This is a genomic window from Rhizobium sp. NPDC092011 (genome assembly GCF_044756305.1).
Taxonomy (GTDB): Bacteria; Pseudomonadota; Alphaproteobacteria; order Rhizobiales; family Rhizobiaceae; genus Rhizobium.
Window position 1 is genome coordinate 229,490 of the sequence record NZ_JBIVSO010000005.1, and the last position, 19,413, is coordinate 248,902.

15 protein-coding genes are annotated in these 19,413 nt (G+C 60.2%); 8 read left to right on the plus strand and 7 right to left on the minus strand.

The features are described from left to right. The first annotated feature begins 262 nt into the window (after positions 1 to 262). Both ACIQJ2_RS22240 and hisN read left to right on the plus strand, forming a co-directional pair. A complete protein-coding gene (locus ACIQJ2_RS22240; RefSeq protein ID WP_246762318.1) occupies positions 263 to 1,162 on the plus strand; it encodes an N-formylglutamate amidohydrolase in 900 nt (299 codons plus the stop codon). A gap of 375 nt (positions 1,163 to 1,537) precedes the next feature. Beyond that, entirely contained in the window at positions 1,538 to 2,311 is a 774-nt protein-coding gene (gene hisN / locus ACIQJ2_RS22245) for a histidinol-phosphatase (RefSeq protein ID WP_400671974.1), read from the plus strand. Between the two features lie 153 nt (positions 2,312 to 2,464). On the opposite strand, the gene ACIQJ2_RS22250 is transcribed toward hisN, so the two are convergent. From ACIQJ2_RS22250 to ACIQJ2_RS22260, 3 genes are all read right to left on the minus strand, one after another. After that, on the minus strand, positions 2,465 to 3,439 hold the full coding sequence (locus ACIQJ2_RS22250) for an alpha/beta hydrolase (RefSeq protein ID WP_199149973.1): 975 nt from the start codon (positions 3,437 to 3,439) through the stop codon (positions 2,465 to 2,467). Between the two features lie 139 nt (positions 3,440 to 3,578). Next, positions 3,579 to 4,646 (minus strand): cyclic nucleotide-gated ion channel, encoded by a 1,068-nt coding sequence (locus ACIQJ2_RS22255; protein WP_400671970.1) that lies wholly within the window; start codon positions 4,644 to 4,646, stop codon positions 3,579 to 3,581. 102 nt (positions 4,647 to 4,748) lie between these two features. Further along, positions 4,749 to 5,228, minus strand: coding sequence for an Lrp/AsnC family transcriptional regulator (locus tag ACIQJ2_RS22260; RefSeq protein ID WP_400671968.1), 480 nt, complete (start codon positions 5,226 to 5,228; stop codon positions 4,749 to 4,751). A gap of 131 nt (positions 5,229 to 5,359) precedes the next feature. Between ACIQJ2_RS22260 and ACIQJ2_RS22265 the strand changes: the two genes are divergently transcribed. Both ACIQJ2_RS22265 and ACIQJ2_RS22270 read left to right on the plus strand, forming a co-directional pair. Further along, on the plus strand, positions 5,360 to 5,776 hold the full coding sequence (locus ACIQJ2_RS22265; protein ID WP_400671966.1) for a DUF2000 domain-containing protein: 417 nt from the start codon (positions 5,360 to 5,362) through the stop codon (positions 5,774 to 5,776). A 411-nt stretch (positions 5,777 to 6,187) separates the two neighbouring features. Next, positions 6,188 to 6,652: an Hsp20 family protein gene (locus tag ACIQJ2_RS22270; protein WP_199089504.1), complete on the plus strand. Its 465-nt coding sequence runs from the start codon at positions 6,188 to 6,190 to the stop codon at positions 6,650 to 6,652. A gap of 110 nt (positions 6,653 to 6,762) precedes the next feature. On the opposite strand, the gene ACIQJ2_RS22275 is transcribed toward ACIQJ2_RS22270, so the two are convergent. Continuing rightward, complete coding sequence (locus ACIQJ2_RS22275) at positions 6,763 to 7,788, minus strand: bile acid:sodium symporter family protein (RefSeq protein ID WP_400671963.1); 1,026 nt, start codon at positions 7,786 to 7,788, stop codon at positions 6,763 to 6,765. A 103-nt stretch (positions 7,789 to 7,891) separates the two neighbouring features. Here ACIQJ2_RS22275 and ACIQJ2_RS22280 point away from each other — a divergent pair, with 103 nt between their 5' ends. Both ACIQJ2_RS22280 and ACIQJ2_RS22285 read left to right on the plus strand, forming a co-directional pair. After that, positions 7,892 to 8,749, plus strand: coding sequence for a LysR family transcriptional regulator (locus ACIQJ2_RS22280; RefSeq protein WP_199149968.1), 858 nt, complete (start codon positions 7,892 to 7,894; stop codon positions 8,747 to 8,749). A 199-nt stretch (positions 8,750 to 8,948) separates the two neighbouring features. After that, a complete protein-coding gene (locus ACIQJ2_RS22285; RefSeq protein WP_281436314.1) occupies positions 8,949 to 9,071 on the plus strand; it encodes a hypothetical protein in 123 nt (40 codons plus the stop codon). Positions 9,072 to 9,144: 73 nt separating this feature from the next. Here the strand turns inward: ACIQJ2_RS22285 and ACIQJ2_RS22290 are convergent, their stop codons facing one another. Next, a complete protein-coding gene (locus tag ACIQJ2_RS22290; protein WP_400671959.1) occupies positions 9,145 to 10,191 on the minus strand; it encodes a threonine aldolase family protein in 1,047 nt (348 codons plus the stop codon). Between the two features lie 564 nt (positions 10,192 to 10,755). Here ACIQJ2_RS22290 and gltB point away from each other — a divergent pair. Continuing rightward, positions 10,756 to 15,495 carry a glutamate synthase large subunit gene (gene gltB, locus ACIQJ2_RS22295; RefSeq protein WP_199149966.1) on the plus strand — a complete coding sequence of 1,580 codons (4,740 nt, stop codon included), beginning with the start codon at positions 10,756 to 10,758 and terminating at the stop codon, positions 15,493 to 15,495. A gap of 177 nt (positions 15,496 to 15,672) precedes the next feature. Next, on the plus strand, positions 15,673 to 17,127 hold the full coding sequence (locus ACIQJ2_RS22300) for a glutamate synthase subunit beta (RefSeq protein ID WP_400671955.1): 1,455 nt from the start codon (positions 15,673 to 15,675) through the stop codon (positions 17,125 to 17,127). Between the two features lie 65 nt (positions 17,128 to 17,192). Here the strand turns inward: ACIQJ2_RS22300 and ACIQJ2_RS22305 are convergent, their stop codons facing one another. Further along, a complete protein-coding gene (locus tag ACIQJ2_RS22305) occupies positions 17,193 to 17,942 on the minus strand; it encodes an aminoacyl--tRNA ligase-related protein (protein ID WP_400671952.1) in 750 nt (249 codons plus the stop codon). A gap of 234 nt (positions 17,943 to 18,176) precedes the next feature. Continuing rightward, on the minus strand, positions 18,177 to 19,376 hold the full coding sequence (locus ACIQJ2_RS22310; RefSeq protein WP_400671950.1) for a DUF459 domain-containing protein: 1,200 nt from the start codon (positions 19,374 to 19,376) through the stop codon (positions 18,177 to 18,179). Between the last annotated feature and the right edge of the window lie 37 nt (positions 19,377 to 19,413).

Here is a 19,413-nt window from a genome sequence, read left to right on the forward strand (position 1 = left end):
GCTAATCAATATTGTCTTGTTGGCACGTCCAGGGTTTAGGTTAGCGCTCCGCCGTAAACAAGCCGTGAATGGTGAGCCATAACGCGCTCATCCGGCATTTGTTCGAGGCATAAGCACATCCTACGAAAACGTTTCAGGTTTTCGCTGAGCGCACATCGGGAGATTTCGATTTCGGCGCTTTGGATTAAGGCCATTTCGGTCAAGTTACTATGGACTTGCCGTCATGCAACTGGCAACATGACAACTGCGACAAGTTGTTGACATGGTAAAGACGTTGATGTCCGCGGAAATGCGTAGTTACGAGATTTACGAGGTATTGGAGCCCGCCTCCCAGACGATACCGTTTGTCTATAGCTCGCCGCATAGCGGCCGCATCTATCCTCCTGATTTCGTCGCTCAATCCCGCCTGCAGGGCATCGCCATACGCCGCTCGGAAGATCACTATGTCGACGAGCTTTTTTCGGCGGCAAGCTCTCTCGGTGCACCGCTGCTGCTCGCCAATTTTCCGCGCGCCTATATCGATGTGAACCGCGAGCCCTATGAGCTCGATCCGCGCATGTTCGACGGCGCCCTGCCGCCCTATGCGAATATCAATTCGCTGCGGGTTGCGGGCGGGCTCGGCACGATCCCGCGAATCGTTGCCGAGAATATGGAAATCTATGCGCGTCGCGTGCCGGTAGAGGATGCGCTTCAGCGAATCGAAACGATCTACAAGCCCTATCATGCGACCCTTCGGCGGCTGATTGCGCGCACGCATGTCAAATTTGGTTTCGGCGTGCTGGTCGATTGTCATTCCATGCCGGGCAATATCCGAATCGCCGGCAGCAATATCCGGCCGGATTTCATTCTCGGCGATCGCTATGGCACCAGTGCCTCGGCTGAGCTGTCACGCGCGGCCATGCAGATTCTTGAAGAGCTGGGTTTCAACGCGGTGCGCAACAAGCCCTATGCTGGCGGTTTCATCACCGAGCACTATGGTCGTCCATCACGCGGGCTGCACGCGCTGCAGATCGAGGTTAACCGCTCGCTGTATGTCGACGAGACGACGCTGGAGAAGCGCCCGGATTTCGATCAGATCGCCGCAGCCATCACGCTCTTTATGAAGCGCATTGCCGAACATGTGGAATCCTATACAGGCGATCCCGCGCTGGCCGCGGAATAGGATCGATTTCCGTATTTCATTCTGAATATTTGGGATGTTCTCGCGTCACCGCGACCGGCAATCCTGCTTGTGCGGGCGTCGTCGTGCTTCTTGCCGGTTGGTCATCTGACAATGCGCAAAAAGAACCGCGCTCGTGGCGCGGCTAAGTCTAGGGAGGAAACACCCAGGAAGGGCATTTACAGTCGGAAGACTGTAGCGGGATAATGCTGCTGCATTGCACAAATGTCAAGCATTTTGTTGCACTGCAAAATATCTAGGCAATTTGAAAAATCCTGCCTGATTCGCAGGCATTCTGCGCGCTGTGTCATCATCCGGTTTGCTTCGTGGCGCTTATGCGCTATGACATCGCCATCCCGCCACGCACCTGGATTGACCATGCTCCCCGATCGCTCGTTTTTCTATCGACTGGCCGAAGCGGCCAAGGCCGAAACCCTGCCGCGCTTCAGAGCTGGCGTTGACGTGGTCAACAAGGAAGCCAAGGGCTTCGATCCGGTGACCGAAGGCGACCGCGCCGCAGAAGTGGCGATTCGCGCGCTGATCGAATCAGAGTTTCCCGGTCACGGCATTCTCGGCGAAGAGCACGGTAGCGTCGGTCTCGATCGCGAGCATGTCTGGGTGATCGACCCGATCGACGGCACGCGCGCATTCATCTCCGGCGTTCCGGTGTGGGGCACGCTGATCGGCTTGCAGAAGAACGGTCGCGCCATCATGGGCCTTATCGACCAGCCTTTCACCGGCGAGCGCTATTTCGCCGATGGTAACGGGTCCACCTATTCCGGTCCGGACGGCGAAAAAAAGCTGCAGGTTCGCGATTGCGGCGACCTCTCGAACGCTATTCTCTTCACCACGTCACCGCATCTGTTCGTCGGCGAGGAGCTTGCCAAGTATCGCGAAATCGAGAGCCAGGTGCGTCTCTTCCGCTACGGCACCGATTGCTATGCCTATGCGTTGCTGGCGGCCGGCCATGTCGATCTCGTCATCGAGAATTCGCTGAAGCCCTACGATGTCGGCGGTATCATTCCGGTCATCGAGCAGGCCGGCGGCATCATCACGACATGGGATGGCGGCCGTCCGGAGATGGGCGGTTCGATCATCGCGGCCGGCAGCCGTGCCGTCTATGAGCAGGCTCGGGCTATTCTGGCTCGCTAGAGCATTTCCAGGAAAAGCGCGCAGCGGTTTTCCGTCCGGAATGCGTAAAGAACCAGGAAGATGGAGCGTGTCCGCGATTCAAAGCGGAGCGGAAACGCTCTCTGATCTCAATCTGTGCATGGCTTATCGGGCGATTTGCGAAAGACGGGTCTCTTAAGCCCCTGCTTCCACTTCATAAGCATTCGTCACCGCGTCGCTGCCGGGAATGAAAGCGTGGATCGCGGCGAGTGCCTGGTTTCGGTAGATATCCCGCTCCTGCAGGATTTCATGCTTGGACCCGTGAACAGGCACGAGTTGTGCAGCCCGAAAGTAACGCGACAGCCGTTCCTGATTGGCATAGGGCACCACGCCGTCTCGCGTCGGTGCGATCAGAACGGTCGGAATGGGTATCGAGAACAGGTGTTCGGGTCTGTTGACAAGCTCGATCGTCTGGAAGGCCTGGGATAGCCAGCGTGCCGTCGGCGGCCCCAGGCAGAGCTGCGGATAGGTCGCGCCGATACCGATATTGCGCCGATAGCGCTGCTCGTCCGTCGTCAGCGGATTTTCGGCGAACGGCTTTTCCTTGAATTTCTTGCTGAACTGCATGCGGCCAAGTCCGATATTGCTGGCCGTACTGGAAAGAAAGCGGATGAGGTTGGGGGAGGCGCCGTGACCCATCAGGCCAATAAAGGGCGCGGACAGCACCATTCGCTCGATGCGGCTTCCGAGCCTGGGGGCGGCAGACAGAGCGATCAGACCGCCTGTCGAATGTGCAAGCAGAAAGAAGGGAAGGCGCGTATCCGGCAGGACGATTGTGTCCAGGAAAGCCGTGAGATCGCGCTCGTAGTCAGAAAACCGGCGGACATGGCCGCGCAACGGATCCTTCAGCAACCGCTCCGATCCACCCTGACCGCGCAGATCGAAGGTTGCAACCCAAAGACCCTTGGCCGTGAGATCGCGGATCGTCTCGAAATACTTCTCCATGAATTCGTTGCGGCCCTGCAGCAATACCACGGTCCCGCGGGCAATCGGCTGCTCGCACCGGAAAACGGCATAGCGCAGTTTGCGCCCGTCGAAGCTCTCGAAGAACCCTTCGGTGCGGTTTTCCGGCACTGGATTGTCTGCCGTGGAATAGAGGACCGAATCCATCGCGATGTCGCGCCTCGCTTGAGAAATGGCTTGTTCTAAGGGGATAGCTCAGGTGGGACGAATTGCAACAGGTTTGTGGCTTTTCTCGGCATGAGGCCTTCCCGGGGCTCTTGAGGGACGGGACGCGGGATTGTCCTTATCAGGATTTCGGCGCTGCACCGCGCCGTTCGAGTGCGGTCTTGCGGATGATCTCGGCGATCTCCGGGCTGCTGCTCGACAGCATCTGGAAATCCGAGGAATAGAGCGACAGCAACGAGACTTCGGTCGTGGCGCTGACGGTTGCCGAGCGGGGTTCGCCGGTGATCAGCGCCATCTCGCCGAAGAAACTTCCGGAGCCAAGTTCCACCGGGTTCGGGGTGGCGACGCTGACGCGACCTTCGACGATGAAGAACATCTGGTCGCCGGCCTCACCCTTGCGGCAGATGATGCCGCCGGCTGGCACGACGCGAGGTCTCAGCGCGCGCACGATTTCGATGAGCGCTCCCGAGCCAAGTTTCTGGAACAGCGGCACGGCTGCGACCAGCTGCCAGTTGCGCACGAAATCCTGGCGGCGGACCTCCTCGTAGAAGCCTGTGGCGAGGATACCGGCCCAGAGTGCGAAGATGCCGATCCCGCTCATCATCACCAGTCCGGCGAGCACGCGACCGGCAAAGCTCTGGGGGATCTCATCGCCATAGCCTGTCGTCGACAGCGTGACCACCGCCCACCACATGGCCAGCGGAATGCTGCCGAACTTGTCCGGCTGAACGTCGCGCTCGATGACATAGGCCGCGAGTGCGGCGGCGAAAAGAACGATGACGAAGATCGAGGTGACGCCGATCAGGTTGCGCGCCTCCTTGGTCAGGACCCTGCCCAAGAGGCGAAAGAAGGTCGAACCGCGTAGCGGCTTCAGCAGCCAGATGGCGCAAAAGAGGCTTTGGTCGCGGCCGCGGGCGAGAAAGAATGCGGCCAGGGGGACCAGAACGGCAAGCACGTCGACGGCTATTTCCAGCGATCTGCCGCGGATGTCTCTCGCCCGCTGCATGATCAGCGTCTCGATCAATTGCAGAACATAGGCGACCCACACGCAGATGAGCACGATTTCCAGGGTGCTTCTGGTCTGGCCGGTCATATCGGGCGTGGTGAGTGCGGCCACGGTTGCCAGACCGATTGTCGCGAGCAACGCATTCAGCGATGCGGAGATTTTCGAGAAAGAAAGTGCCGACATTCGATACCCCAGGGCAGGCCCGCCATATCGCCAGCATAGGATGCCTCCGATCCCGGCGTAAAGGCCCGGCAGTTCATGCCCGGCAATCCATGTCATCAGCCGCTATCGCTGGCCGACATCCAGAGGAAAACCCTTGAAGGGCTTGATCTCCTTGAGCACGAACGTCGTTTGCATTTCCTTGATGCGCGGCAGGCGGCGAACGACGGCCATGGCGAAATCCGCGTAACTGTCGAGGTCGGCGGCAACAACCTGCAGCAGGAAATCGGCGTCGCCGGCGATGCTGTAGCACGCCACGACTTCGCTCAGCTTCAAGACATCGCGCGAGAATTCCTCGGCTTCCGCTTCGCTATGGCTATCGATCTTCACCCGGATGAAAGCCAGCACGCCGAGGCCGATCTGGCGCCTGTCCAGGGTTGCCGTGTAGCCCTGGATCACGCCGGTTTCTTCCAATTGACGCACGCGCCGCCAGCAGGGGGACGTAGAGAGCCCGACTTCCGACGAAAGGGCCTGGTTCGTCAGGCGTCCGTCCTTCTGGAGCGCTCCGAGAATTTTCAAGTCGATCTGTTCAAGCGTTGAGGGCATATCTGGCCGTAATTTCCGTTAGACTAGGTAGATTCTACCATATTCAATCAAATCCCGGCAATGAAAGGTAAGATCGTCCCCGGTATTGGAGATAACCTGATCGGGAAATCAACGTCAGCAACAGGCCTCCCATGTTTCCCGATATTCGTCTCGCCATCGTCATCAATCCGGACCTGCCGCTGGGGCTGATCGCCAACACCGCCGGCGCCATCGCAATCGGGCTGGGGGCGCGATTTCCAGTACTTGCCGCGCAGCAACTGACCGACAGGGAAGGGCGCGCCATCGACATCAGTTCGAACATGCCGGTTCCGATGTTGCAGGCCGATGCCGAGACCATCCGGTCGCTACTATTGAAGGCATTGCCGCAACAGGGCGAGCGGGCGGTCGTTGCATTTCCGGCCTTTGCGCGCTCGCTGCACGACTATAGGGAGTATGAGGCAGCATTTCCCGACCGCGACCTCAACATGGAAGCGATCGACGGCTTGGGAATTGCAGGCCCGTCGAAATGGGTGAAATCGCTGACGGGCTCGCTGAAGCTGTTGCGATAACGGCCGACGTCGCCTCGATTGCGGACGGAAAACCGCGTCACTCTTTTTGTTGAATTGATGGGTCGCCGGAAAGAAAAGGGCCGGCTCGCGGGATAGAGAGATCCGCTTCGCCGGCCGAGCAGGACTGAAGAAGAAGGGACGATACACTTCAGTCATCGGATGATGGTGTTCCGATGGTTTATTGATAGACCCGCCAGCCTGAACGGGTTCCGAACCGCTCGTTCATCTACGGTTCACGCAGCTTTCTTTGTAAAATGCGCCCTGCCGCAGAGGGGGCTTGAACTCTGGAAATGCGATCCCCATCTCTTTTTCGCGGGTGCCAAACGGGCCTGCGGAACCGTCCCGAGGCTGCCAGAAGTGGGGTCATGGGACAAAAATTGAAATCGCAATCGTCGCTCACAGGAGGACTCCATGCGTCACGTAGACTTCTCTCCCCTCTACCGTTCTACCGTCGGTTTCGACCGTCTTTTCACCATGCTCGACAGCCTTGGCCAGCCGGATCAGGCCCAGACCTATCCGCCCTACAACATCGAGCGCACGGGTGAAAATACCTATCGCATCACCATGGCCGTTGCCGGTTTCGATGAAAAGGAACTGAGCATCGAGGCTCATGCCCATGTCCTTCAGGTCAAGGGCGAAAAGAGCGAAGAGCCGGCTGAAACCAGCGAATATCTTTATCGCGGTATCGCCAAGCGCGCCTTCGAGCGCCGTTTCCAGCTCGCCGACCATGTCGAGGTCCAGGCTGCTTCGCTGAAGAATGGTTTGCTGCACATCGATTTGCTGCGCAACATTCCCGAAGCCATGAAGCCCCGCCGGATCTCTATTGAAGCCGAGCCCGTGGAAACCCCGAAGGCTATCGAGGCTCACATCAACTAACCCATGCCGGGGTGGCGGACTTAGGCCCGTCGCCCCTGATCCTCCCAAGATCAAACAAAAGCGGCGTCCCACAGGGACGCCGCTTTTGTTTTGGCGGTATGGGCAGGCGCTCAGGCTGCGCTGGTCGCTTCGCCCGATTTTGCCCCTGCCTGTGCCTTTGCGGCCTCGCGCCGTTTGGCGGCGTCGGCATATTTCTGGGCGAGCACGGCGCAGGTCATCAGCTGGATCTGGTGGAACAGCATCAACGGCAACACGATGGCGCCGATGCTCTGGCCGGCGAAAATGACATTGGCCATCGGCACGCCGCTTGCCAGAGACTTCTTGGAGCCGCAGAAAGTGATGGTGATCTCGTCTGCTTTGGCAAAGCCGAGAGCGCGGCTGCCGAACATGGTGATGCACAGCACCATCGCCAGAAGCACCATGTTGGCGACGATGACCGTGATGATGTCGAGCACGGAGAAGGTATGCCACAGGCCTTCAACGACGGCCTCGCTGAAAGCCGAATAGACGACCATAAGGATCGAACCGCGGTCGACGGGCATCAGGATCTTCTTCTTCGAACGAATCCAGTCGCCGATCCACGGCTGCAATAGCTGTCCGGCAATGAAGGGTGCCAGCAGTTGCAGCATGATCTGCCACAGGACATCCCAGGAAAAGCCGCCGCCCTGACCGCCGACCGAGAACAGGATGCCGACCAGCAGCGGTGTCAGGAACATGCCGAAGATGTTCGAGGCCGAAGCGGAGCAGATGGCGGCGGGCACGTTGCCGCCAGCGATCGACGTGAAGGCGATTGAGGACTGCACGGTCGAGGGCAGGACACTCAGGAACAACATGCCGGTATAGAGCGACACGGGCAGGATGCTGTTCGGGACGATCTGACCCATCGCCAGTACAAGGAGCGGGAAGACGCCGAAGGTGGTCAGCAGGATGACGAGGTGCAGCCGCCAATGCAGCATGCCGGCAATGACGACATCGCGCGACAGGCGCGCACCATGCAGGAAGAACAGCAGGCCGATGGCGAAGTTGGTGGCAATGCCAAAATACTTGGCGCTCGCGCCATGTACCGGAAAGAAGGATGCCGTCAGAACGGTGAGCACCAGCAGCATGGTGAAGGTGTCTGGAAGAAAGCGGCGCATCGTGCCAATCCCAATCGCAAGTCTTGATATTAATCCTTGCAGATAGACCTATCGCGATCCACGATGCAAGGAATAACAGTTATCGTAAAGTCGGATAAGCATCATGCTGGACCTCACACAATTACGCAGTTTCGTCGCCGTCGAGCAGATGGGCAGTTTCACGCTGGCGGCGGAGCGGCTTGGTCTCGGCCAATCCACGGTCAGCCAGCATATACAGCGTTTGGAAACCGAGCTTGGCCGCAAGCTCTTGGCGCGCGACACGCATCGCGTCGTTTTGACGGGTGATGGCGAGGCGTTGCTTGGCCATGCCCGGCAGATGCTCTCGATCGAAGGCGAGGTGCGGCAGCTCTTTGCCGGCAACAGCCTGCGGGGCAGCCTGCGCCTCGGTGTCTCTGAGGATTTCGTCACCAGCCAGCTTCCCGATGTGCTGGAGGAGTTCGTTCGGTCGCACCCCTCCGTCGATCTCGAGTTGACGGTCGCCTTGAGCGGCACTCTCTATGAAATGCAGGATAATGGCGATCTCGATCTGGTGCTCGCCAAGCGTCGGCTTGGCGATGTCAGAGGAACGCTTGTTTATCGCGAGCCGCTGGTCTGGCTGGCACGCGATCCGGAGCGGATCCGCAATCTTGCAGCGCCCTTGCCGCTGATTGCCTTTCCGACGCCGAGCGTTACACGGGCGGTTGCGCTGGAGGCGCTGCGCCGGCAGCAGATGCCGTGGCGGATCGTCTGCACCTGCGGCAGCCTCAGCGGCCTGACGGCGGCAGCGCGCGCGGGCATGGGGGTTCTCGTTCAGCCGAGGAGCATGGCGCCTGCGGGTTTGATGGAGATCGCGCCGGGTTGGCTGCCGGCTCTAGAGGACGTCGAGTTCGTGCTCGTGCCCCGCAAGGGCGCGGACCAACTTTTGGTTAGAGCGCTCTCCGAGGATATTCTGGCGAAGGTCAGAGGTCCGCGATCAAGCTGACGATAGTCGGCCTATCACGCGACGGTAAAAGCCGTTTTCGATCATGCCGCTAGGATCGGGCATTTGCCGTCACATATTTCGCCGGCGCACATTCTTCTTCATGCGGCCAAATCGTTTGGCGGAGACGATTCAGACTGACGTCAGCTTCCGGCGCTATCTTGAGTAGCGATGTACGAGCTGCGCAAGGATATCCGAGCCGATGACATATGGTGCCATCTTCATTTCCGGGCTTGTTGTCTGCGTCATGGCAATGACGATGATCGTTCACCGCGCACCAGCCGCCGATCTATCGAGCTTTGCAATGCTCGCCCATAGCAACTAAGAATTATATTCCAGTCGTTCTTCTGAGCGCCGTCCGGCAAGAAGCCGGCTACGGCGCTCCTTTTAATCTGCCATCAGGCCAGGCAGGCGAGGAAGTTCGCGACATCGGCTTCGGTTGTCGCGAAGCTGGTCACGAGGCGGATCAGCGTTTCATCGCTGCCGACGAGTTCCGGCTGAGATTCCGGGATCGGCCATTCATAGAATTTTGCGCCCTTGTCTTCGGCTGCCTTGGCGGAGGATTTCGGTATGATTGCGAAAACCTCGTTGGATACCGTTGGCCAGGCGAGGTGGGCATTCGGAGCCTTCTCGATGCCGGCGCGCAGACGGTCGGCCATGCTATTGGAATGGCGGGCGAGATCGAGCCAGAGACCATCCTGGAAATAACCGTCGAACTGGGCGGCGATGAAGCGCGACTTGGAGAAAAGCTGGGCGGCGCGCTTGCGGATGAATTGCATCTCCTTTGCCTTCTCGGGATCGAAGAAGACAATGGCTTCTGCGCACCAGCAGCCGTTCTTGGTGCCGCCGAAGGACAAAATGTCGACGCCGCGCTTCCATGTCATCTCGGCCGGGCTGGCGCCGAGGGCAATCAGAGCATTCGCGAAGCGCGCGCCATCCATATGCAGCGGCAGGCCGTTCTCTTTGGCGATGGCGGCGATGGCGTCGATCTCGGCGAGCGAATAAACGGTGCCGATTTCCGTCGCCTGCGTGATGGTCACGGCAGCGGCGCGACCATGATGCACGGCATCCTGCGGAAAGCGGCCAACCTTGGTGGCAAGCGCCTTGGGATCTATCTTGCCGAGCGCTCCGTCCACCGTTGCGAGGCGCGCGCCGCTGAAGAAATCAGGTGCGCCGCATTCGTCTTCGGCGACATGCGCCTCGGTATGGCAGAAGCTGATGCCTCCCGGCTTTTGAACGCTGGCAAGCGACAGCGAGTTGGCAGCCGTGCCGGTGGCGACAAAGAAGACGGCGACTTCACGCTCGAAGATCTCGCTGAATTTGGCTTCGATTTTTTGGTCGAGGTCGCTCGTGCCGTAGGCCGATGCGAAGCCTCCGGACTCGGCGAGGAGACGTTCGGCGATCTTGGAATGGGCGCCGGCCCAATTGTCGGAGGCAAAGAACATGGAAATGCACCAAATAAAATGAGTGAGCTACGGGAGCGATAGATAGGGTCGGCGGGACATTACGCCAATGCAAAAACCTATCAAGAGCAAGAACTTGAAGAACCCATCACAGAAATTGATCTGCGCAATCAACAAATAAAATGATGCGCTAAAGCGAAACTTTATTGCTCCATTTCTGCAGCATAGGCAATCTTCCGTCTTTCGTTGTCGAATTTTTGCCGTTTTGCTCTTGCGAAGGCACAAGCTTTCTGGCATAGAGCTGATGAATTAGGACAGGGTTGCTGTCCTATTTTGGCCGCCTAGGCCGAAGATGCGTCGAAGGGTCCTGACGATGTTGGGATTTCGAGCTATAGTTACCGGGAGCATGCCTCTGAAAGCCTTTCGGCTGCGGGCAGGGCGGCGGTGGAATAGCAAGGCGCGAACGCTGACGACAGGCTCCGCAACGGGGCCATGGTTCGCGGCCGGATCTTCACAATGCAACAGAGCTGTCGCGCGTCGGCGCCGGAAACGGACCGCGCGGGACGAAGGAGCGCCCGCGAGGCGGGCCTTACCGGAGGGAAGACGATGACGAACAGGAAGACGTTCACGAGTTTTGACCAGACCGCTGTAGCCAACGCTGCCGCGACGGCCAAAACGTCGAAACGTGCCAATCGTTCGAAGTCGGTGGGCATCCCGCCGAAACAAGGCCTGTACGATCCGCGCAACGAACATGATGCCTGCGGCGTCGGCTTCGTTGCGCACATGAAGGGTCGCAAGTCGCATCAGATCGTGCGTGACGGCCTGTTCATCCTCGAAAATCTGACGCATCGCGGTGCCGTCGGCGCGGATCCGCTGATGGGCGACGGTGCGGGCATTCTCGTGCAGATCCCCGACCGTTTCTTCCGTGAGGAGATGGCCAAGCAGGGCATCATCCTGCCGAAGGCCGGCGAATATGGCGTCGGCCATTTCTTTCTGCCGCGCGACGAGGCGCTGATCGAGCATTTCAAGACCGCGATCAAGCAGGTCGTGGTCGAGGAAGGCCAGGTTCTGCTCGGCTTCCGCGACGTGCCGGTCGACAACTCCTCGCTGTCCAAGGCACCTGAGATTGCGGCCACCGAGCCGTATCATGTGCAGGTCTTCATCGGCGCCGGCCGCGATGCCGGCACGAACGAGGAGTTCGAACGCCGCCTCTTCACCCTGCGCAAGGTGATCTCCAACCGCATCTATGCGGAATACGAGGGCGAAGAGAGCAGCTTCTATCCTGTCTCGCTGTCGAGCTCGACCATCGTCTACAAGGGCATGTTCCTCGCCTACCAGGTCGGTGCTTATTATAAGGACCTGTCCGATCCGCGGTTCGAGACGGCGGTTGCCCTCGTACACCAGCGCTTCTCGACCAACACCTTCCCGTCGTGGAAGCTGGCGCATCCCTACCGCATGGTCGCGCATAACGGCGAAATCAACACGCTGCGCGGTAACGTCAACTGGATGGCCGCCCGTCAGGCATCGGTATCTTCGCCGCTCTTCGGTGAGGATATCTCCAAGCTCTGGCCGATCTCCTATGAAGGACAGTCGGACACGGCCTGTTTCGACAACGCGCTCGAATTCCTCGTGCGCGGTGGATATTCCATGGCGCATGCCATGATGATGCTCATCCCGGAAGCATGGGCCGGCAACCAGCTCATGGCTGCCGAGCGCAAGGCATTCTACGAGTATCATGCTGCCCTGATGGAGCCGTGGGATGGCCCGGCCGCCGTTGCCTTTACCGACGGCAAGCAGATCGGCGCGACGCTCGACCGCAACGGCCTGCGTCCGGCCCGCTATCTCGTCACCGACGACGACCGCATCATCATGGCATCCGAAGCCGGCGTTCTGCCTGTTGACGAAGAGAAGATCATCCAGAAGTGGCGCCTGCAGCCGGGCAAGATGCTGCTGATCGACATGGAAAAGGGCCGCATCATCTCAGACGACGAGGTGAAGTCGGAGCTGTCAAGCAAGCACCCCTATCGCAACTGGCTGAACCGCACGCAACTGATCCTCGAAGACCTGAAGCCTGTTGAGCCTCGTGCGTTGCGCCGTGACGTGTCGCTGCTCGATCGCCAGCAGGCCTTCGGCTATACCACCGAGGATACCAAGCTCCTGATGTCGCCGATGGCGACGACGGGGCAGGAAGCCGTCGGCTCGATGGGCACGGATACGCCGATCTCGGCCATGTCCGACAAGGCAAAGCTGCTCTACACCTACTTCAAGCAGAACTTCGCGCAGGTGACGAACCCGCCGATCGACCCGATCCGCGAAGAACTCGTCATGAGCCTTGTTTCCTTCATCGGACCGCGTCCGAACCTGCTCGACCATACCGGCATGGCCAACGCCAAGCGCCTGGAAGTGCGCCAGCCGATCCTGACCAACGGCGATCTGGAAAAGATCCGCTCGATCGGTCACACCGAGGACCGCTTCGACACAAAGACGCTCGACTTCACCTATGATGTCGAACGCGGTGCCGAAGGCATGCCCGAGATGCTCGACCGTCTCTGCGAACGGGCGGAAGCCGCCGTTCGCGGCGGCTACAACATCATCGTGCTCTCCGACCGCCAGATCGGCCCGGACCGCATCGCGATCCCCGCGCTGCTGGCGACGGCTGCCGTGCATCACCACCTGATCCGCAAGGGCCTGCGCACCTCGGTCGGTATCGTCGTCGAAACCGGCGAGCCGCGCGAAGTGCATCAATTCTGCCTGCTGGCGGGCTATGGCGCGGAAGCGATCAACCCTTATCTTGCCTTCGACACGCTGCTCGACATGCATCAGCGCGGCGAATTCCCGAAGGAAGTGGACGCGACCGAAGTCGTCTACCGCTACATCAAGGCGGTCGGTAAGGGCATCCTCAAGGTCATGTCGAAGATGGGCATTTCGACCTATCAATCCTATTGCGGCGCGCAGATTTTCGATGCGATCGGCCTGCAGCAGGAACTGGTCGACAAGTATTTCTTCGGCACGGCAACGATGATCGAAGGCATCGGTCTCGAGACCATTGCCGAGGAAACCGTTGCGCGGCACAAGGCTGCTTTCGGCGGTGATCCGTTGCTGGCGAGCACGCTCGACATCGGTGGCGAATATGCCTACCGCATGCGTGGCGAAAGTCATGCCTGGACGCCTGACGCGGTGGCCGCCCTTCAGCATGCCGTCAGAGGCAATGCCGAGGACCGCTATCGCGAATTCTCCGAAATGGTCAATGATTCGGCCCTTCGGATGAACACCATCCGCGGCCTCTTCAAGATCAAGGGTGCGGAAGCGCTCGGTCGCAAGCCGATCTCGGTCGACCAGGTCGAGCCGGCCGTCGATATCGTCAAGCGCTTCTCGACGGGCGCCATGTCCTTCGGCTCGATCAGCCGCGAGGCGCACACGACGCTGGCGATCGCCATGAACAGGATCGGCGGCAAGTCGAACACCGGCGAAGGCGGCGAAGAAGCCGACCGCTACATGCCGCTCGTCGACGGTTCGCCAAACCCGGAACGTTCGGCCATCAAGCAGATCGCGTCCGGCCGCTTCGGCGTGACGACGGAGTATCTGGTCAATGCCGACGTGCTGCAGATCAAGGTTGCGCAGGGCGCGAAGCCCGGCGAAGGCGGCCAGCTGCCCGGCCACAAAGTCGACGCAACGGTTGCCAAGACCCGGCATTCGACGCCGGGTGTCGGCCTGATCTCGCCGCCGCCGCACCACGACATCTACTCGATCGAAGATCTGGCACAGCTGATCTTCGACCTGAAGAACGTCAATCCGACCTCGGACGTATCGGTCAAGCTGGTCTCGGAAGTCGGCGTCGGCACGGTTGCCGCTGGCGTCGCCAAGGCGCGCGCCGATCATATCACCGTTTCGGGCTATGATGGCGGCACCGGCGCTTCGCCGCTCACGTCGCTGAAGCATGCAGGTTCGCCATGGGAAATCGGCCTCGCCGAGACCCAGCAGACGCTGGTGCTGAACGGGCTGCGTTCGCGTATTGCCCTGCAGGTGGATGGTGGTCTGAAGACCGGTCGCGACGTCATCATTGGCGCTCTGCTCGGTGCGGACGAATTCGGCTTCGCCACCGCGCCGCTGATCGCGGCCGGCTGCATCATGATGCGCAAATGCCATCTCAACACCTGTCCAGTCGGCGTCGCCACTCAGGATCCGGTGCTGCGCAAGCGCTTCAAGGGTGCGCCTGAGCATGTCATCAACTACTTCTTCTTCGTTGCCGAAGAAGTGCGCGAGATACTCGCCTCGCTGGGCGTTGCCAAGCTGGACGACATCATCGGCGCTTCCGAGCTTCTGGAAAAGGACGAGATGCTCGCCCATTGGAAGGCCAAGGGACTCGACTTCAGCCGTATCTTCCACAAGGTCGATGCGCCGAAGAAAGAGACTTATTGGACGACCGTGCAGAAGCACCCGATCGACGACATTCTCGACCGCACGCTGATCGAGAAGGCGGAGCCGGCTCTGTCTTCCAAGACGCCGGTCGCCTTCGAAGTCGACATCAAGAATGTCGACCGTTCGGCCGGCGCCATGCTGTCGGGCGCGGTTGCCAAGCGCTACGGCCATCGCGGCCTGAAGGAAGATACGATCAACGTCACGCTCAAGGGGACCGCTGGCCAGTCGTTCGGCGCATTCCTGGCGCGTGGTATCACGTTCAAGCTCATCGGCGACGGCAATGACTATGTCGGCAAGGGTCTCTCGGGCGGCCGCATCATCATCCGTCCGCCGGAGAATTCGAAGATCAAGGCCGAGCATTCGATCATCGTCGGCAACACCGTGCTTTACGGTGCGACCGAAGGGGAGTGCTACTTCCGGGGTGTTGCAGGTGAGCGCTTCGCGGTCAGAAACTCCGGTGCGGTCGCCATCGTCGAAGGCGTGGGCGACCATGGCTGCGAATACATGACCGGCGGCGTCGTCGTCGTGCTCGGCGAAACCGGGCGCAACTTCGCGGCCGGCATGTCGGGCGGTGTAGCCTATGTGCTTGACGAAAAGGGTGATTTCGCTAGCCGCTGCAACATGGCCATGGTCGAACTGGAGCCGGTTCCCGAAGAAGACGAACTGTTAGAGAAGCTGCATCATCACGGCGGCGATATCATGCACAAGGGACGCGTCGACGTCTCCGATGACATGACGCGCCATGATGAAGAGCGTCTCTACCAGCTGATTTCGAACCATTTCCACTATACGGGCTCGACGCGGGCCAAGGAAATTCTCGATCACTGGGCCGATTACCGCCCGAAATTCCGCAAGGTCATGCCGGTCGAGTACCGTCGTGCGCTTGAGGAAATGGAGCGCGGTCGCATGAGCGTGGCGGCGGAGTAATCCGCCCCGGCTTGTCAAGCCAGTCGAGGATTTCGCCTCGCATTGCGGTCGCCGACCAGGCGATCGCAACTGTCGAATAGCGGAATCGGATTTGAATTAAAGTGCCGGACTGGGCAACGTAGATGACCCTCAGGCACGGGAGCCGCGGCTCCTCTTTTTGAGTGAGGAAACGATAGCATGGGCAAGGTAACAGGCTTCTTGGAGATCGACCGTCAGGTCGGCAAGTATCAGCCGGCTTCGGATCGCATCCGGCATTTCCGCGAATTCACGATCCCCATGTCGGACCAGGAAGTGCAGAAACAGGCAGCGCGCTGCATGGACTGTGGCATTCCCTATTGCCACGGCCCGACCGGCTGCCCGGTGCACAACCAGATCCCGGATTGGAACGACCTCGTCTATAACAACAACTGGGAAGAGGCGATCCGCAACCTGCATTCGACCAACAACTTTCCGGAATTCACCGGCCGCGTCTGCCCCGCACCTTGCGAGGAGGCCTGCACGCTGAACCTGGAAGACGCACCGGTCGCCATCAAGACCGTCGAGCAGGCGATTGCCGACAAGGCCTATGAACTGGGCTTCATTCGTCCGCAGCCGGCAACGGTGCATACGGGCAAGAAGGTTGCCGTCATCGGGTCCGGCCCTGCCGGCATGGCAGCCGCACAGCAGCTCGGCCGTGCCGGTCATGAGGTTCACCTCTACGAGCGCGAAAGCAAGCCCGGCGGCCTGCTGCGCTACGGCATTCCGGACTTCAAGATGGAGAAGAACTTCATCGATCGCCGCGTCGAGCAGATGAAGGGCGAAGGCGTCACCTTCCATTGCGGCGTCAATGTCGGCGTCGATGTCAAGATTGAACAGCTTTTGGCCGATCATGATGCGGTGCTTTATTGCGGCGGCTCGGAAACCCCGCGCGAGGCCGGCATTCCCGGCGTCGAGCTGGCCGGCGTTCATGACGCCATGCCTTATCTCGTGCAGCAGAACCGCCGCGTCGGCCGCGAAAACATCGACAGCGCCGGCTGGCCTGCCGACCCGATCCTGGCCGGTGGCAAGCATATCGTCGTCGTCGGTGGTGGTGATACCGCCTCGGATTGCGTCGGCACGGCATTCCGCCAGGGTGCGGTGAAGGTCACCCAGCTCGACATTCGCCCGCAGCCGCCGGAGAAGGAAGACAAGCTCGCCGTCTGGCCGTTCTGGGCGACGAAGATGCGCACCTCTTCCTCGCAGGCCGAAGGCGCGGTTCGTGAATTCCAGGTCGCGACGCTGGAATTCATCGGCGAAGACGGCGTGTTGACCGGTGTGAAGTGCTGCGAAGTGGATGAGCGCCGCAAGCCGATCGCCGGAACGGAATTCGTCATCCGCGCCGATCTCGCCTTCATCGCCATCGGCTTCCGCGGCCCATTCACCGACAGCGTGCTCAAGGAACTCGATGGCAAGCTGACGCTGAACACGGACCGCCGCGGCTCGACCAACGTCGTTGCCAACGACAAGGACTACAAGACCTCGGTCGACAGGCTCTGGACCGCCGGCGACGTTCGCCGTGGCCAGTCGCTGGTGGTCTGGGCGATCCGCGAGGGCCGCCAGGCCGCGCGTGCGATCGACGAAGCCCTGATGGGCGCGACGATTCTGCCGCGGTAAGCCTTACCGATATCGTCTGTCAATCATGCAGAAGGCCGGGCTCGCAGAGAGCCCGGCCTTCTGTCTTATCTGCTTGCGGCAATGTTCCAATTGTAGATGCAACGGTCGAGGCCGATGGCGATCTCAAGCACCGTGACGTCATGGTCGATCGCCGGGCCTTTCTTGGCTTGGCTGCGGTAACGCTGTGGGAAATCCGTACGCTTCGAAATGGAGCAAACCTCCATCCATTTGTCGCCATTGTCCACTTCGATATCCATCGTGACCTGCGAGTAGGCCGGCAGGCGGTCCGACGGCACGATCCTGCTGGGCAAGTGGATGACCGAGGCAATCATGCGGCGAACCGGCTCCAAGCTTGCCATATGATAGTCGTTGCCGCTATCGGCGGTGAAGGCGCATTGGAATTCGAGCTGCCAGAACTCCTTGAGCCGCACATGCTTGCTCGGTTGATCCTGTTCGCGGCGATAGGATTTGCCTGCCTGCCAGATGCAGAGAGGCAACCGTGTCTTCGAATGATTGCCGAGAAGATGTTGCATGTAGATATAGGTGGAAGGTGTCGTTTCCGGGCGAAGCACAAGTTCTGCCTCGGTTTCCGATAGTCGTTCCTGCACCCATATATCCGAATTGGAATAGGCGTCGGAGACCAGGTTTCTCGGCATCAGGGTAGGAGCTTCGACCCTGCGGATATCCCAGGCCGGGTTTGCCGATCGTAGGAAGGTTGAGACTTCGTCGGAAAAGAAGCGGATGAGGTCGTCACGCAGACGAATGTCTCGCTCTTCCCAGTGAACGAGCGAATTGACGTTGTAGATATTGAGCACGTGCCATTCTCCATGGGCAACGTTGATGTTTTGGAGTGAGGGGCTTTACGTCCAGCAATGGCCGGACGCGCAAAGCCTCCGGTCGTCACGACTGGACGCGGAGACCGCGGCCGGAGAAAGCGCGCAAAACCGCGGCCTGCAGGCAGGTGCGGTTACGATCGATTTGATCTGCGCGGTCGGTGCTCATGGCATTTTTCTATTGGCGCACGGCAGGATTGTCAAACGGCTTCGCCTTCAAGGCGTGGCGGTCGGCGTCGCAGGTAGCCGATAGTCATCCACACGACCTGCGGGGGCAGGAGCCATCTGGCCCTTGTCGACCAAGAGATCCCTTGGCGAAGCCGCCGCCGCAGCCGGTGCTGGCGAAGCGCCCAGAAGCTGCGAGCCGCCATCGAGATCGGGGTCGGAGAGGCTCATCGGCGGCGTGCTCACGATTTTCTCCGGCTCCGCGCCCGGCAGGCTCGCCTGCTGTGCGGGCAACGGGCTGCCGGTGTCGAGGCGGGTAATATCCGGGCTTGCCTGATTGCCCAGCAAACGCCGCGCCGATTTCTCGACATAGAAGGCGATCTTGCGCTTGCCGGCAGCCGTCATGTTGACACCGTCGGCGGTTCTGAGACGCACCTGCTGGCCGTTGATATCGGAGCCGGTCACGACGAATTCGCCGTTTTGATCGGTGAAGCCGTCCCATATGTCTATGAACTCGCCACCGACGGCCGCCATCTGGCTTTGGTAGAGATGGTTGAGCTTGACCGCACTTGCCGTCAGCTGGTCGGATTGGAAGGGCGGCAGCCCGACCCATAGCAGCGGTATATGCCGGTTTGCTGCCAGCTTGGCAAATTGCTGCACCCGCTCCTCGTAGGCGAGAAACCAGGGGTCCGTGCCGTATTTTTCGTTCAGTCCGTCGCCGATGATCGGTTGCCTGTCGTTGGCGCCGAGCATGACAATGACCATTGCCGGCTTCAGCTGATCCATCATGCCTGTCAGTTGCTGAGGCCAGTTGTAGTAGTCCTGGCGGACGAGGCCGGAAGCCACGTTGCCGCGTGTCTGGATGACAACGCCGGGTGAAGCCGAAAAGGCGTCTTCCAGTCCGGTTCCCAAGCCGCTCGCCAGAAAGTCGCCGACGACGAGGATCGTCTTTGCGTCCGGAAGCTTTTCTGCCGCTGGCGGCGTTTGCGGCTGAACCGCTACCGGCTGTCGCGGCGGCGGCGTCGGCCGTTTGCGCGGCTGGCTCTTTCTTTGTGGCGGCGGCTGTTCGGCGGGCTGGTCGGGATAGTCCGGCTCGCGGGTACCGAACAGCATGTCGAACAGGTTTCTGCGCGGCCGTTCCTGCGCCTCGGCCGCCGGCGACAGGCAGCCGAGCGCGATGACGGCCGAGAGCAGTGCCGTGAAGAGAGCCCTCAGGGTGGCCGTGATCGCGCGGGCAGGTCGCTGTTTCATCATCTCTTTCCGCTCACGGCTCGTGATCGCATGAGGG

What these genes read in the sequence shown, in the direction of transcription:
- ACIQJ2_RS22250 (WP_199149973.1), bottom strand. Translation starts at nt 3,439, where the DNA reads ATGGATTCGGTCCTCTATTCCACGGCAGACAATCCAGTGCCGGAAAAC.
- ACIQJ2_RS22265 (WP_400671966.1), top strand. Translation starts at nt 5,360, where the DNA reads ATGTTTCCCGATATTCGTCTCGCCATCGTCATCAATCCGGACCTGCCG.
- ACIQJ2_RS22285 (WP_281436314.1), top strand. Translation starts at nt 8,949, where the DNA reads ATGACATATGGTGCCATCTTCATTTCCGGGCTTGTTGTCTGCGTCATG.
- ACIQJ2_RS22275 (WP_400671963.1), bottom strand. Translation starts at nt 7,788, where the DNA reads ATGCGCCGCTTTCTTCCAGACACCTTCACCATGCTGCTGGTGCTCACC.
- hisN (WP_400671974.1), top strand. Translation starts at nt 1,538, where the DNA reads ATGCTCCCCGATCGCTCGTTTTTCTATCGACTGGCCGAAGCGGCCAAG.
- ACIQJ2_RS22280 (WP_199149968.1), top strand. Translation starts at nt 7,892, where the DNA reads ATGCTGGACCTCACACAATTACGCAGTTTCGTCGCCGTCGAGCAGATG.
- ACIQJ2_RS22310 (WP_400671950.1), bottom strand. Translation starts at nt 19,376, where the DNA reads ATGAAACAGCGACCTGCCCGCGCGATCACGGCCACCCTGAGGGCTCTC.
- ACIQJ2_RS22260 (WP_400671968.1), bottom strand. Translation starts at nt 5,228, where the DNA reads ATGCCCTCAACGCTTGAACAGATCGACTTGAAAATTCTCGGAGCGCTC.
- ACIQJ2_RS22270 (WP_199089504.1), top strand. Translation starts at nt 6,188, where the DNA reads ATGCGTCACGTAGACTTCTCTCCCCTCTACCGTTCTACCGTCGGTTTC.
- ACIQJ2_RS22300 (WP_400671955.1), top strand. Translation starts at nt 15,673, where the DNA reads ATGGGCAAGGTAACAGGCTTCTTGGAGATCGACCGTCAGGTCGGCAAG.
- ACIQJ2_RS22290 (WP_400671959.1), bottom strand. Translation starts at nt 10,191, where the DNA reads ATGTTCTTTGCCTCCGACAATTGGGCCGGCGCCCATTCCAAGATCGCC.
- ACIQJ2_RS22255 (WP_400671970.1), bottom strand. Translation starts at nt 4,646, where the DNA reads ATGTCGGCACTTTCTTTCTCGAAAATCTCCGCATCGCTGAATGCGTTG.
- ACIQJ2_RS22240 (WP_246762318.1), top strand. Translation starts at nt 263, where the DNA reads ATGGTAAAGACGTTGATGTCCGCGGAAATGCGTAGTTACGAGATTTAC.
- gltB (WP_199149966.1), top strand. Translation starts at nt 10,756, where the DNA reads ATGACGAACAGGAAGACGTTCACGAGTTTTGACCAGACCGCTGTAGCC.